General features: G+C 63.9%; 13 protein-coding genes, 1 other RNA gene and 1 pseudogene. 8 read left to right on the top strand and 7 right to left on the bottom strand.

Annotation, left to right across the window (positions count from 1 at the left end; all coding sequences use genetic code 11):
* Positions 1-6: 6 nt before the first annotated feature.
* Positions 7-2388, bottom strand: a complete 2382-nt coding sequence (locus ABEA33_RS18000) for an ATP-binding protein (RefSeq protein WP_345528294.1) — start codon at positions 2386-2388, stop codon at positions 7-9.
* A gap of 232 nt (positions 2389-2620) precedes the next feature.
* Positions 2621-3262 (bottom strand): helix-turn-helix domain-containing protein, encoded by a 642-nt coding sequence (locus tag ABEA33_RS18005; protein ID WP_345528295.1) that lies wholly within the window; start codon positions 3260-3262, stop codon positions 2621-2623.
* On the opposite strand from ABEA33_RS18005, the gene ABEA33_RS18010 reads away from it, so the two are divergent.
* From ABEA33_RS18010 to ABEA33_RS18035, 7 genes and pseudogenes are all read left to right on the top strand, one after another.
* Positions 3243-3608 carry a relaxase domain-containing protein gene (locus ABEA33_RS18010; RefSeq protein WP_345528296.1) on the top strand — a complete coding sequence of 122 codons (366 nt, stop codon included), beginning with the start codon at positions 3243-3245 and terminating at the stop codon, positions 3606-3608. The genes ABEA33_RS18005 and ABEA33_RS18010 overlap by 20 nt on opposite strands.
* Positions 3565-3987 (top strand): relaxase domain-containing protein, encoded by a 423-nt coding sequence (locus tag ABEA33_RS18015; protein ID WP_345528636.1) that lies wholly within the window; start codon positions 3565-3567, stop codon positions 3985-3987. Before ABEA33_RS18010 ends, ABEA33_RS18015 begins: the two co-directional genes overlap by 44 nt.
* Positions 3988-4076: 89 nt before the next feature.
* Complete coding sequence (locus ABEA33_RS18020) at positions 4077-4349, top strand: hypothetical protein (protein WP_345528297.1); 273 nt, start codon at positions 4077-4079, stop codon at positions 4347-4349.
* A 124-nt stretch (positions 4350-4473) separates the two neighbouring features.
* Entirely contained in the window at positions 4474-5112 is a 639-nt protein-coding gene (locus ABEA33_RS18025; protein ID WP_345528298.1) for a hypothetical protein, read from the top strand.
* Between the two features lie 429 nt (positions 5113-5541).
* Positions 5542-5646, top strand: a pseudogene (locus ABEA33_RS27585) (hypothetical protein); the annotation flags it as partial.
* A 135-nt stretch (positions 5647-5781) separates the two neighbouring features.
* On the top strand, positions 5782-6615 hold the full coding sequence (locus ABEA33_RS18030) for a tyrosine-type recombinase/integrase (RefSeq protein WP_345528299.1): 834 nt from the start codon (positions 5782-5784) through the stop codon (positions 6613-6615).
* Positions 6616-7102: 487 nt separating this feature from the next.
* Complete coding sequence (locus tag ABEA33_RS18035; RefSeq protein WP_345528300.1) at positions 7103-8380, top strand: hypothetical protein; 1278 nt, start codon at positions 7103-7105, stop codon at positions 8378-8380.
* Between the two features lie 131 nt (positions 8381-8511).
* Here ABEA33_RS18035 and ABEA33_RS18040 read toward each other — a convergent pair whose 3' ends face one another.
* From ABEA33_RS18040 to ABEA33_RS18060, 5 genes are all read right to left on the bottom strand, one after another.
* The gene (locus ABEA33_RS18040; protein ID WP_345528302.1) at positions 8512-9372 is read right to left on the bottom strand and encodes a nuclease-related domain-containing protein; all 861 of its coding nucleotides are present in this window, start codon (positions 9370-9372) and stop codon (positions 8512-8514) included.
* Positions 9373-9468: 96 nt separating this feature from the next.
* Positions 9469-9854: RNase P RNA component class A (gene rnpB, locus ABEA33_RS18045), an RNA gene on the bottom strand.
* Positions 9855-9929: 75 nt separating this feature from the next.
* The gene (locus ABEA33_RS18050; RefSeq protein ID WP_345528304.1) at positions 9930-10364 is read right to left on the bottom strand and encodes a very short patch repair endonuclease; all 435 of its coding nucleotides are present in this window, start codon (positions 10362-10364) and stop codon (positions 9930-9932) included.
* A gap of 13 nt (positions 10365-10377) precedes the next feature.
* On the bottom strand, positions 10378-10920 hold the full coding sequence (locus ABEA33_RS18055; protein WP_345528306.1) for a hypothetical protein: 543 nt from the start codon (positions 10918-10920) through the stop codon (positions 10378-10380).
* Between the two features lie 73 nt (positions 10921-10993).
* Positions 10994-12154, bottom strand: a complete 1161-nt coding sequence (locus ABEA33_RS18060) for a DNA cytosine methyltransferase (protein ID WP_345528308.1) — start codon at positions 12152-12154, stop codon at positions 10994-10996.
* Between the two features lie 131 nt (positions 12155-12285).
* On the opposite strand from ABEA33_RS18060, the gene ABEA33_RS18065 reads away from it, so the two are divergent.
* The gene (locus ABEA33_RS18065) at positions 12286-13599 is read left to right on the top strand and encodes a hypothetical protein (protein ID WP_345528309.1); all 1314 of its coding nucleotides are present in this window, start codon (positions 12286-12288) and stop codon (positions 13597-13599) included.
* Positions 13600-13648: the final 49 nt, after the last annotated feature.

Consider the following 13648-nt stretch of genomic DNA (forward strand, 5'->3'; position numbering starts at 1 on the left):
CTGAAATCAGGCGGACAGCAGTTGTCGGATCTCGTCTGGCAGTTGGTCACGCTTCGCCTTAACAACGGTACGCACCCAGTCCTTCGGCGCCTCCGACTCAGTTTCGGCAAGTAGGTAAGCGAGCATGCACGTCTCAAACCACGGACCCCGGTCGATCTGCTCGGGGTCGAATCCGTCGAACCGATAGAAATAGCTGTCCAAGCTGATCGTCGGCGTGTCGAGCCGGAGCCTCTCCAGGGCCGACCCGAACGCATCATCGATATCTAGCTGCCCCGCCCTGATCAGCACCTTTTGGAGGCGTTGCACGCCCGCTTCAAGTTCCTTATAGATGTACAGCGGGGTCGCCTTCGCGATGGAGTCCATCCATTCCTCGCTTAGTTGCGCGCCTCCATTGGCAACGCCCTTATTCGCAACATCTTGAATGATCGCGCGACGGCGGTTGAGATCAGGCGGAAGCAGGAGCAGGTGCTCGTCGACCCGGCCAGGACGCTTGATTGCGCTGTCGATCCGGTCAGCGTAATTGGTAGCAATGATGAAGACACAGCGCTCCGCCTGCCGAAGACTGTTGATCTTCGTAAGCATGCCCGGCGTCATGAATTGAAAGAAGTCGCCTTGCTTGCCATAATCCTCGCTGTCTCGGTCCAAGAGAAGTCGGTCGATCTCGTCGAAGAGGATGACAGCCCTCGACTGAAGGCCGAGAACCTTAAATACCTCTTGAGCACGCGCTTCAACACCTGCCTCACCAGCACGGGTGAAGTCGCTGGGTGAGATCGAGATGAAGTCGAATCCCAGCGCATCGGCAATTGCCTGCGAGAACGCGGTCTTGCCGGTACCCGGCGGGCCGTAAAGTAGGATCGACCAGATTTGGTCGTCGCTATTGCTCTTGGCCGCTTCGACGAGCGCGTCATCGACGCGGCGGAAGACGAGATGGTCCCCGTCTCCATCCAGGCCGGCGAGCGGCTCACGCTCTCTCATTGCCTTGTGCCAGTTCGCCTCTCGCTTCTCGGTGGTCGTGCTGCCGGCGGCAGTGAATTCGATATTGGCAGCTAGCCTTGAGATAGCGGCCACATGGATGTCGAGCATCGCGGCAAAATGCTCGAGGAAAAGGACTGACTGGCTCGTGGCCCAGAGGTGGATCGTACTCGCAAGGTAGGTATGCTCCGACTGCCATCCTGTTCGAGTTTGACCACCTTCGTCAGGCAGGAAGATGGAACTGGCTAAGACCCAGTCGGCGTATTGCCGGATCGCTACTACGTTGCTTGAAAAGAGCGATCCGCCGTTTGACCACGAGCTGCACATCCGCAAGAAGGAGTTGGCGACCTCCACGCTCTGCGGTAAGAGAATGAGTCCCTGCCAGTTCGTCGTAATGGGGTGAACTGGGCGCCAGTGAGAGGAAGTTGCCTGTACGCCACGGAGTACTTCGAAAACGCGGTCAACCAGTTCTTCACGCACCGAGTCTGCGTTAAGCAGCACAAGGCCTTCGAGTGAGAACACCAAGGACGCCGGGTCAAAGCCACCGTCGCGAATGCTGCTGTTTGCGAGTTCGGTGTTCAGCGCTGCGCGGAACAAGGCCTCAATCTGCGGAGTTGTCACCTCTCCGTGAGCCTCGTGCCTCGGGCCTTGCGCCAAGGCGAGTTGAACGATGCGCAGGAGCACAAACGGGTGGTGCGTACCGGTGTGCCGCGGCGGATCGAAGGTTAGGAGCGGGACAAGGGGCGTCGCTTTGGCCCGCCTGACCAACAACAGTGCCAATTCGTCTATACGGTCACGGATCTGTTGTACCTGTCGTTGTTCGTCCGCGTCGAGTGTCCCGATCGCCGCATTATCGTCACCTAGCAGCTCGAAGAGCCACATGAGTGTCAGTGGATCGTCTTCACCCCAAGTCTTCGATTTGAGGAGGGGCTGATCTTGGGGGCTCTTGGCGACCTCGCCAATGAGTCTCTTGAGACCAGCACGGAGGCAGGCGTCCGCACGCGGCATGTCTTTCTTATCAATTACCGAGACAGTGCGGCCCTCGATTGCAGGAACCAGTCGGCTGTTCGTCAAGTGACCAGTGCTCACAGCTAGTGCGTGGAGAACCATCGACTGAGTGCTGGTCGAATAGGTTTCGGGTTGCCTTGCTGTCTCAACGCCCACCGCGCCCGCGTCCTGGGGCAACCTTGATTCGTCCTGCTTGGTCGCCCCGGGAAGGTCTGGGTTGACTCTCGTGGCAGGCTTGAAGGCGTTCGCTCCTGCGGCCGGTGGCACCACCAACTCATAGGGCCACACTCCATCCGAGTGTGCACTGAGAAGGGTGTCGAGCGCCTTCTTCGTGAGTGACCGAACCTTCGCAGCCTGTGCTACCAGCTGATCACGATCGGTCTCGCTGACGAGGACGCTCTCGGACATCGTTGTCTCCCTCTGGACTTTGGCGTGGTCAGGCTAGCGGTGATTTGCCCGTGATCGCCGCAAGACAGTCCAACTGCCATTGGACTGAGTGCGCTACATCCTCTGCCGGCCGACGATCAACTCCTCAGCCTCTACCAGCGCCGCGATGGCAGACGAGCTGAAGCCTCTGGTCCTCGCCAACTCTATTGAACAGACGCTGGAGATTGCCAAGTCACCCCGAGCACAGTCCATCTCACTGCCACTTCCGCAATGCCCAGGGTGTGACTGAGTGCGCGTCGATCATCTTGTCGATCGACTCGGTCCTAATTCGGATAGTTCGCCTCCCGAGGCGAACGGCGGCGAGATCCCCGGTCGCGATTCGGCGGCGGACGGTCTTCGGCGAGATACCTAGAATCTCGGCCGTCTCAGTGATCGAGACGAGGCGGCGTGAAGCGCCGGTGGTTGCGGTCACTCGGTCTCCTGGGTACGCGGCAGCCTGGTTGGCACGTTCGCCCCACAAAGGCCACAAACCAGACTCCAGTGGCCACCTCAATTTCCTCCGTTCCCTCCGCTCCCTCCGCTCCCGCCCTTCGACCCTCCCGCCTCTCTTTCTCTCCCCTGTTGCCCTGCCGCCGCATCCGCCCTTCGCTTCCCCACACACCTCTTTCATTCTGGATCTGCGGTGACCACTCGCCGGGCCTCGTCGGCCTTGAGGCGCGTGACGATGACCCTGAAGAAGCTGGCGGCCGGGTCGGGGTACGAGTAACTGACCAGGCAGGTCGCGGTCGCAGACTCCACGGAGCTGGGCCGGATGAAGCTCGCGGACTACTACTCCGCGAAGGGCGAGGCACCCGGGCGATGGGATGCGGTCTGGCTTGGTTGGAGTCGACGGCATCGAGCACGGCGACCCTGTCAGCGCTGAGCAGATGAAGAACCTCTTCGGCGAGGGCCGCCACCCAGTGACCGGCCCGGCGCTCGGCCGCGCGTACCGGCCCGATGCGGTGGCCGGCTTCGATCTGACCTTCTCTCCGGTGAAGTCTGTATCGACGCTGTGGGTGGTCGCTCCACCTGACGTCGCCGTCCCCATCAAGCAGGCGCACGACGCGGCCGTCGCGGATGCCCTCGTGTTTCTGGAAAGCCACCGCGATCTTTACCCGAGAAGGGACCGACGGTGCACGACAGGTCGAGACCCGAGGGCTGGTCGCGGCAGGGTTCACCCACGGCGACTCCCGCGCTGGTGACCCCGACCTACACACGCACATCGCGGTCGCGAACAAGGTGCAGACACGTCGGGGCAAGTGGCTGTCGCTCTACGGCACCGTGCTGCACCACTACGCCGTCGCCGCCTCCGAGGCCTACAACACCGCCCTCGAGCACCACCTCGTTGAACGTCTGGGCGTCCGCTTCGTCGACACCGGGCGGGGATCGGGGAGACGCACGGTCCGGGAGATCGACGGCGTCGACGAGATGCTATGCGAGCGGTGGTCCCACCGGCGGCGCGACATCGAGGCCCGCACCAACGAGCTCGTGGCTCACTTCACCACGGCGCGTGGCCAACCACCCACGAGGAAGGAGACGCTCGCACTGAAGCAGCGCGCCATCTGGCGACACGCGCACTGAAGCACGAGGCACGCTCGGAGGCCGAGCAGCGGTCGACCTGGCAGGCCGAAGCGATCCAGGAGCTTGGCCGGCTCGGCCTGGAGCGGATGGTGGAGACGGCGCTGAACCCCGAGACACAGACGCGTCCACGGGTGACGGGCCGGTGGTTGGAGGAGGCAGCAGCACGGGTCATCTCCGAACTCGAAGGCCGTCGCGCGACGTGGCAGTCCTGGCACATGTACGCCGAGACGCAGCGCCAGGTCCGCGGGACCGACGTCTCGGCCGACAAGGTGAGCGCCGTTGTCCAGCAACTGGTCGACGAGGCGACGCGGTCGCTGATGAACCTGACCCCAGCACGAGCTGCATCTCCTCAGCCGGAGTGACCACGCAGCTCGGGTGCTGGGCTCGCCACACGGCGAGTCGCTCGGGGCTCTGCCTAACCTCGACGTACTCGGCAAGCCGATCGAGGGCCGTGGTCGTTCGACGCCGGATCGCTCGCGGCGAGAGATGGACGATGTCGGAGAGCTCGTCGACCACGGCCGGGGTCGTCAGACCCATCCGTCCACGATGCCCAGCGGCGCCCAACCGTGCGGCGAGTTGCGCCAGTGTGCAGAGCAGCCACGCATCGAAGGCGTTGATCGCCTTCGCCTCCATCGCGTCGATCATCAGGTCGGTGATCTGATCGAAGAGGTCATCGAGCGACTCGTGTCCGTCGGCGACCACCAGCAGGTTCTCGTCCTTCTCGATCCGAACGGCCTCGGCCCAGACGCGGTCCCGTCTCTTTGCGAGGTCACCGACACCCAGCTCGGCGGCCACCTCTCGTCGGGTGCGCGCCAGGATCGTCGCAGCGACACGGCGAGGCCTCAGCCGGTGGGCACCGGACACCTCGATCCACAGCTGGCCGGCCACCAAGTCATCGATTTCCGGATGCAGGTCACTCAGCTCAGCGGCGACCCTGGTTGCCCCCGGCAGGAGCAGCCACGCCAGCGCGACCGCTGCATCGCGGTCGTACGCCGTCAGCCCAGCAAGTTTGGAGAGGACGGCGTCCTTCTCCTCCCCGCACGCGTGGCGTGTCCACTCAGGCAGCTCGGTCAGCGTCTCGACCACTGCGAGCTCCGGATCGTCGGTGCACCAGCGTGCCCATGAACCGCAGACCGCCCGCATCAGTGGCGAATCGAGGTCGTCGAAACCGAGGTGCATTGCCAAGCCCATCGCGATCTCCCGAATGCCGCGCGCGGTATCTGCTCACATCAAGACTCCATCCGCGCCCGCGGGTACCCAGATTGGGACATCGAGCAGACCACCACAGTGAGCCGCGGCAAGCCGCGCGTCAACCAGTGAATTTCCGTCGTCCGAGACAGCCCGTGACAGTCCGAAACGGCCCGTGACATTCGGTGATGATCGGTGACGAATCGTTCGCGATCTCCCCGTTCGACGTCTCACCATCTGGACCTTTCTGGAGCGATCCTTTCCGAGGACCCGGTCCGGGGTTCAGCTCTGGCCGGATAAGCTCGCGGGCTGCTTTGGCCGACGAGGCGTCGAGAGACACGAGGGAAGTGGGAGCTTGAAGGGAGCGTGGCCCTACGGCCCAACGGCCGGTGGCGCGCCCGGTACCGCGACTCGAACGGACGCGAGCACGCTCGGCACTTCGTTCAGCAGGACGACGCCCAGCAGTGGCTTGATGAAGTCACCGCACCGAGCACGATCGGGCGCCCCACTCAGCCGCCAGGAGACGGTGTCACCTTTCGGGAGTACGCCGAGATGTGGAGATCGATACGGCTCCATCGCGCCAGCAGCAGCGCACACGTCGAGACCATGCTGCGCCGACACGTCTACCCGACCCTCGGTGACAGACGGCTCGTGACGATCGTCCACTCCGACATCCAGAGCTGGGTGTGCATACTGAGCGCCGCTGGCGGGCTGGCCGCTTCGACGGTCCGCGTGGTCCACGGCATCGTCTCCTCCATCTTCCTCGCGGCGATCCGCGACCGACGGCTTGTGACGAACCCGTGCGAAGGAACACGTCTCCCGACCCGCGAGCGCCGGCTCGTGGTGCCGCTACGCACCGAGCAGATCACCCGACTCCGAGCCGAGGTACCGCACGAACTCCGTGCACTCGTCACCTTCACCGCCGGTACCGGAATGCGGCAGGGTGAGGTCTTCGGCGTGACCCGTGACCGCCTACAACTCGATGGCGACGACCCGGTCGTGATCGTGGACCGCCAGCTCCGGACGCTCCCCGGGCCGACGACCGCACTCGGACTCCTCAAGACGACGTCGAGCCGCAGGATCATCCCGCTCCCACGTGTGGTGGTCAAGGCACTGAACGAGCATCTGCAGGGTCAGGAACTTGGCGAGAACGGTCTCGTCTTCACGTTGGCTGGGAGACCGATCGCGCGATCGACGTTCGGCCATGTCTGGCGTCCCGCCGCTCAAGCGGCGGGGCTGAGCGAGTTGACCGGTTCGGGCATGCACGCGCTGCGGCACTACTACGCGTCCCTACTGATCCGCTACGGCGAGTCCGTCAGGACGGTGCAAGCGCGGCTAGGCCACGCATCTCCGAGCGAGACCCTCGAGACGTACGCGCATCTTTGGCACGACTCCGACGACCGAACGCGCTCAGCGATCGACGCCGAGCTAGCCCTGTAGGGGTGCGGATGGGCTGGCGCGCTGCCAGGGGCGGTTCTCGTCTGGTGTGTTTCGCCGCAACGTCTCACGACGCCGAGCTGCAGCTGGCCACGGTGTCGGTGGTGCGTGCCAGTCTTCAGCTCTGCCGCGACCTAGGAGCAACCACATGCCAACCTTCGAAATTCAACCTCAGAAGCACGAGACGTTCTCGGCTGTCGGCGACGCCGCGGCAGTCATCGCAGCCGTTGCCGCCACGGCCCAAGCGGTAGCTACCGTCACTCCTGCCTTACGCGGGAGCGGGAGCGCCGCGTCGTCCGGCGCCGACCAACCTGGCAAACACAAGCGCTAGATCGTGGCTATCGGGGTGAGAGCGTGACGACGCGGCTCAGTGGGGCCGACTCGGCGGCGTCGAGTGGCGAGGTGAGGCATACCTCGAAGCGTCCCTGGACAGTCTCAAGCAGCAGGAGCACAGCGCGAATCACTGGCCGTCCAGCGAGAGTTCCGTCCCGTGTATGACGAGGACCGCGATGAATGGATGGCCATTGAAGCCGGGCGCCGGGCGCCGACCTGGCCCAGCATCGTGGGTAAGCCGGAGGCGGCCGAGTACCTCACCAGTCAGGGGAGGGCGGTAGCGGCGCACCTAACGTCTGGCATGCGCGCCTTCCTGGGTGATGAGTGGGTGGCGGCGTGCATGGGTTTTCCCGACAGGCTGAGCGTGCCGGTCCCTACCTTGGCAAGACTGTCTCCAGTCCTGTCGCCGTACGGTCCTCGGGCAGCCTTTTGCGAGCTGCTGCGCTGGTGGGCATCCGTTGAGTTCGCCAAGAGTAAAGACGTTGCCGGGCTCGGTCGTCTCCGCGCTGAGCTCAGGCGTGATCTGAAGGTTGGCCGACTGACGCACGCGATGGCTCAACTTCGGCTCGGAGCACTTGCGCAGTCTTTGGGCCATCAGGTGCAGTTCGAGTCTCGCGTCGGAAGCTGGCCATCCGACGTGCTTATCGAGACAGGTGCCGAGAGCCTGGCGGTCGAGATCGTGACTCTCTTCGTCGAGAGGGAGTTCAGCGATCAGTCCGACGCCATCGACGAGAACATGGAGTTCCTCCGCAGTCTGGGGAGTCGGTATCTAGTGCACTGGAGCGGGGAAGTCCCCGGACGCCTGAATCGCCACGAACAGTCCGCCTGGAAGGAACTCATGCGTGCTGCCGCGGAGTTGACGGCAAGCACGCATCTGCCCCACACGATCACCGACGCAGACCGTGCACCGCTCATAGTCACACCAGGACCCGAGCCGGTAGGGACGGAGTTGGTGGGGCCATTGTTGGAGGCAGATCAGGGGGCGAGGGCGGTCGCCAAGATCCGGGTGAAGGCCGAGCAGGCATCTGCCGCACCAGGAGCCTGGATCTGGGTTGAGAACCATGGGCTCTTCCAGCCCTTCACGCCTTTTGAGCGACTCCCGCTCGCCGAGAAGGCAATGTCGTTCAGTGGTTTGGTCGCTCAGCTTCTTGATGACTTCCCTGACCTGGGAGGCATCGTTCTTTCGAGCGCGAGCCGACGGTTACCACCCCTTCCGGATGACCGAACCGAGGTAAGAGGCAGGGCATGGGCGTACAGACGTGGGCTACCAACCGATCGCATCCGGGAGTCGATTCTTGTCCGCACGCGATCGAATCAGCCTGGTCTCCTACATGCGCTGTGCTCTGCGGAGGGCGGCTTCCTAGACCAAGCGTTACCAGCACTTGGCTTTGCCAGCAGGCTCGACGACCTGTTCCAGCCGGACGTTGCATGGTGATGCGCCATTCGGCCCGTCACACATCAGGTGCCGACAGGCATCGCTCAAATGCTTGGGGCGTCGATCCTGCCTGAACTGCACCCGCACTCGCACTCGCGCGGTGTACCCAAGAGGTCCCTGCTCCACCGTTGTCACGCGAGAGGAAGCGCTGCAGCCAACTTCCGGTGAAGGGCGTCGACTTGGGAAGCGAAGGCACCGTCGGCGGTGAGCCGCGGATAGAACTTCTTCGGCCAGAGAACCTCGACGCCGCGGGCACGGAAAGATCCGCCGAGGAGCGGCCAGTCGGCTTCGATGAAACAGAGGACCCCGGTGACTGGGACGTCGTCGCCGACGATAGAGCACACGATGTCGACCTGCTTGATAACGCCGTCGACGAGCTTGGTCTGATCGCGCGAGCCGACCAAGAGCTTCTCGACGCGCGGGCGCAGGATGCCACCTTCCACCCTGAGCGACGGCCGGCCCTTGTACTTCTTTGCGTCGATGACGTAGATGCCGGTCGGGGTGACTGCAATGTGGTCGATGTTGGCGCGCGTGCCGGGGATGCGGCGGTCGTGGAGGACTCGCATGGTGTCGGATGAGATCTCGTTTAGTCGTTCGCCGAGGCGCTCCTCACCGAGGGCGCCCGTCATCCACGCGGTCGTCGACTGCGGGTCGTGGGTGGCGGCGAGGATGAGGCCGCCAAGCTTCGGATGCTTCTCGCGTACGCGGGTCTTGCGCCTGACACGACGACGCTCGCCCTCACGTCGCGCAGACGCGCCGGGGATGCCGACGTCGATCGACTCCGCGGTCGCCACAGGCTCGACCACTGATGCTCGATTCGGGACCCGCTTCGCTGGCACCTCAACCAGCTGGGCGGCGCGGGAGCAGTCGAGGCACCGGATGGTCTTCATCGAGCGCTCGTAGATCGCCTCCGTGCCGACCGCCAGGCCGGCCCCACAGAAGCGGCAGACGCCCGCGTACCGGAGCTTCATCTGCTTCTCGTTGGAGGCCACGGATGGACGGTAGCGACGTACCGGGCCCCTTGTCCGCGGTTCACTGCGGGCGTCTTGATGCCGTTCGCTGTTCGGCCACCGAACAACCCGGTAGTACGGATGGGCTGGCGCATAAGCCGGGTTCTGTCCTCCGAAGAGGGGCGACCATCCATCTCGGACCGCCGTTACCGACGGCCTCCAGCAATCTACCCGCGCACTCGGGCGGGCAGCCCTCAAACGTGCGCGCGCTCGGTGCCCGGAGGCTCCGAACTTCTTGACCTTGCTCCAAGTGGGGTTTACCTAGCCGGCCTGGTCACCCAGTCCGCTGGTGGTCTCTTACACCACCGTTTCACCCTTACCTCTCCGAGGAGAGGCGGTTTCTTTTCTGTGGCACTGTCCCGCGGGTCTCCCCGGGTGGCTGTTAGCCACCACCTTGCCCTGTGGAGCCCGGACTTTCCTCGACGCCTCTCGAAAGAGTGCGACGCGGTCGCCCGGCCAGCCCATCCGCTCAGTCAGCATAGGGGCTCTAGCCCCGGACGTCCGGCTCGCGTCGATACTTCCATCGACATCGTGTCCGACTAGTGACGGCGGACTGCGGTCACGATCCTCTCGACGGCCGATGCAACAGGTTCGTGCTCCCAGATCCGCAGCGCGACCCACCCACGTGCGGCGAGCACGGCGTCAGTGTCTCGATCACGGGCCCGGTTGCGCCGAATTTTGGAAGTCCAGTAGTCAGCGTTCGTCACTGCAACCGTTCCGTGGTCTGGGCACCCATGCCAATAGCACCCGTCAACGAAGACGGCGACTCTTGCTCGCGTGAAGACAAGGTCTGCACGTCGATTCAGGTCGGGAATCGGCTTAGCATCGACGCGGTAGCGGAGCCCTAGGGCATGCACCGCTCGCCGGATCGCCAGCTCAGGGACGGTGTCGCGACGCCGGTTCCCACGCATCGTCGCTCGTACCGCTGCGGACGAGGCCCAAGGCGTGTACTCCGAGACCACACCGAACAGCATGCCTGCTGCGCACTCAATACCCAACGAGGAGCAAACCGTCGAACGGAAGCCGGAGGCGTCGGCTCGTGTAGATCGCGTCGAGAAGATTGATCGTGTTCAAGTAGGCGTGCTCGGTGCCCTCTCGCGCGCCGGACTTAAAGCGATAAGCGAGCGGCTGAGCTAGGACCAGGAAGTTGGCGTCGAGAATGAGACTCGTCCTCACCAGGTCGCGGTATTCAGCATTGCCTCTGGCTCCCCTCCCAGCCTCGATCTCGACAACGATTCCGTGTTCGGCATGCGCCGCATCCACTTCGTAGGTGAGGGTCGGCAAGCCGTTCTCTCCAAAGAGAACCGGTCGGCGAACCTTCCCCAGCCGTCCTTTGCCGTCCTCGACCTCAAAGCCGAGCTCGATCAGGCCCGGAGCGAGGACCGCGAGTACGCCGTCGCTACTCAGACCCGTTCGGGTGCTCTGAGTAGAAATCGTTGGCTCAGCTGCCCGAAAGACGGCGATAAGGGAGGCAACCCACCCGGGAGGCGCAGAGTTAGAGGGGAAGTAGCGCCAACTCGGGTAGGGCATGGTCGGAGCTTGTCAGACCACCTTGCGCTCCGCTCGACTTCTGCGCATCCCACCGTGGAGGGTTCGCAGGTCGCTACCCGAGTGCGATCGCGCGAGCTGTGCTTCGCGGCTTGAGGATTCCCATCTGGGTCACTAGTGCGCGGACGACGGCCTTGCCGAGCTCCACTGGGACTGCATTTCCCAGCTGTCGCTGGACGTCAGCCCTCGTCCCATCGATCGCAAAGTCGTCGGGGAAAGACATCAGCCGAAGCATCTCGTTGACGCGCAGGCGACGGGCCCGGTCGACGCCTGTGGCGGTAGGAACGTTCTCCCAGTGGAACGGTCCGACCCATGGCCCGGGCTGAGCCTGAAGGGTCGACGCCGGACGATTGGGATCGAGCCGAAGCAGGAAGGTCCAGTACCGACTGCGCCACTCGAAGACATCGCGCCCTCCATAGCGATCTGTGTGCCACAGGTAGTTCTGCCCCGGTGGCACCTCGGCCGCAAGAGCTCCGTATTTGCCATCGACGATCTCATCGTCAGACGCGACTGCGAGCGAGGGCAGGTCCGCGAACGCCTCGCTGGCCGTCACGTGTGGAAGCTTGGACAGATCGACCTTGCGGTCTCGCTCGCTCCATCCCGAGTGTGTCGCCTCGGGAAACTGGAACGCTTCGCCGTCTCGCCGGCCTACGACAAACACCCGTCGACGCAGTTGCGGGACTCCGTAGTCGGCGGCGAGGAGCACCTTCCACTGGGGGTTGTAGCCCAGCTCACCCAGGCCGCGGAGAAGACGTTCGAACTGCGCACGGTGTGTCTTGTAGGTCAGCCCTTGAACGTTCTCGAGGACAAACGCTCGTGGTCGCGACTCACGGACGACCCGCACGTACTCGTCGAGCAGTGACGCGTTCGGGTCACTGCTCGTGCGCTTCTGTTCGAGCCAGAAGCCCGACTTGCTGAAGGGAGTGCAGGGGGGGCCGCCGACGACGAGGGCGGGCTCGCCCGCGGAGACTCCAGCCTGGTCCAAGAGCTGCGCAGTCGACATCTCACGGATGTCGCCGACCGCAGTCTGAGTGTGTGGGAAATTCTTGGCGAGTGTTGCGAGCGCCGGTTCGTTGTAGTCAGTTGCCACTGCGACGGACAGGAGTCCCCGACCATGATCGGAACTATCGAGCGGATCGGCGTCGGCGCGCTCCACGGCGAGGTCCAAACCGCCCGCCCCTGAGAACAGGCTCAGTACAGGTCGTTCCTCACGCATCAACTACCTCGTCATCCTTCTTGCCGCGCAGCCCGTCGCCGTACGAACGAGCCACCGAATCAGTATCGTCGCCACCACTCTTGCCGAAGCTACCGACATGCCGTACGGCAGTCCCGAAGGGAGCAACTGCGGTGAACGAGCACCTGGTCGCGGGCCGGGATGTCGGCGAGGTCTATCGCGTGAGCGGCCGCCGCGACCTCCATACGTTCTTGCTCAATGCCGTGAGCTCGTCAGGCGGGCGAGTGCTCTACGCGAGCGACGCGAGCCGAGCCCCGGTATACCTGGGCATCCAGGCAAGCTCGGACGAGCGCATCGGCGTTCTTGTCTACCCGTTCAGGATCACGAGAAACACCATCCGCAACCGTCCCGCCGACGAGGTTCGCGGTCAGCTTCGGTACGGCTCCGAAGACAGCTGGGAACGCCCACACCCCGTCGCACGAGACATTGCTGGAGTGGACGTCAGTCTCATAGTTGGCATCGACCTCGAGGACGAGGTGTTTGTCGGACTCGACGCACAACTCTGGGATCCGCTGCCTATGGGGATCTCCTTCTACGCCAAAGCCTCCGAGATCGAACTCGCTCGGACGCAGTCCTGGCACGTGTGGGAGAAGATCAACCGAAGCGGGACACGTCGCCGAGCACCGCGGTCGCCATCAAGCCTGGAGACTGTAGTCGCATTCCAGCCCCACCGGTTCATCGACTACCTCCGCCTTGAGCGACGGGCTGCTTCGCTACGACTTGACCCTGCGCTGAGGTTCTCTGCAGCAGAGGCCATGCTCCACCAAGCACCCGATGAGCCAGCTCGACGTCATGTCCTCGAGGAGCAGTTTGCACTGACGAGCGAGCAGATCCTGGACATCATCGGGGGGCGGAACCGTCTGTCTGTGGCTGTGCGCGGCGGTGTCGCTGAACACCATCTGGAGCGTCGCCTCCGCGAAGATCCCGGCATCGCCGAAGTTCGCCGGTTGGATGTCGACGCCATGCACGACTTCGATGTCACCACCGTCGCAGGCGAGGTAGTGCGGGTCGAGTGCAAGAACGCCAGCCCCAAGCTGAATGCCGCGGGCCAGTTCCGAGTCGAGGTGCAGAAGACCCGCTCATCGAAGTCTGATCCTGCCTCACGCTTCTATCCGGTCGATGCCTTCGACGTCGTAGCGGCCTGTGTCTTCTCTGCGACCGGCCGATGGGACTTCTGGTTCGGTCGCACTGCCGGATTGCCCCGTCACTCGACCTTCTCCGACCGCCTGACGCCGATCCAGGTCGTTGACAGCGCCTGGACTTCAAGCCTCGACCCTGGCGCTTCAGTTTCAGGCCGGGAGCACCGGAGCGGAACAAGGACCGACGTTGTCTTCTCGGTGACCACCGCAGACGTTGTCGACCCGATGCTCGAGGAGGCGGCGGCCGAGCCAAGCCACGAGTCAGTCTCACCGCCCGGTACGCGTTGACCAAGTCGACAACAGGGCCAACAAGCTGCTGGAGCGAGCGCCCTGCGCT

It is taken from the genome of Nocardioides endophyticus, from assembly GCF_039543845.1.
In the GTDB taxonomy this organism is placed as follows: Bacteria; Actinomycetota; Actinomycetes; order Propionibacteriales; family Nocardioidaceae; genus Nocardioides; species Nocardioides endophyticus.

Bases quoted from the DNA above. Each gene is read 5' to 3' on its own strand.
- ABEA33_RS18030 (WP_345528299.1), top strand. From the start codon at position 5,782: ATGCTGCGCCGACACGTCTACCCGACCCTCGGTGACAGACGGCTCGTG.
- ABEA33_RS18060 (WP_345528308.1), bottom strand. From the start codon at position 12,154: ATGCGTGAGGAACGACCTGTACTGAGCCTGTTCTCAGGGGCGGGCGGT.
- ABEA33_RS18025 (WP_345528298.1), top strand. From the start codon at position 4,474: ATGGACGATGTCGGAGAGCTCGTCGACCACGGCCGGGGTCGTCAGACC.
- ABEA33_RS18050 (WP_345528304.1), bottom strand. From the start codon at position 10,364: ATGCTGTTCGGTGTGGTCTCGGAGTACACGCCTTGGGCCTCGTCCGCA.
- ABEA33_RS18005 (WP_345528295.1), bottom strand. From the start codon at position 3,262: ATGCCGTCGACTCCAACCAAGCCAGACCGCATCCCATCGCCCGGGTGC.
- ABEA33_RS18000 (WP_345528294.1), bottom strand. From the start codon at position 2,388: ATGTCCGAGAGCGTCCTCGTCAGCGAGACCGATCGTGATCAGCTGGTA.
- ABEA33_RS18055 (WP_345528306.1), bottom strand. From the start codon at position 10,920: ATGCCCTACCCGAGTTGGCGCTACTTCCCCTCTAACTCTGCGCCTCCC.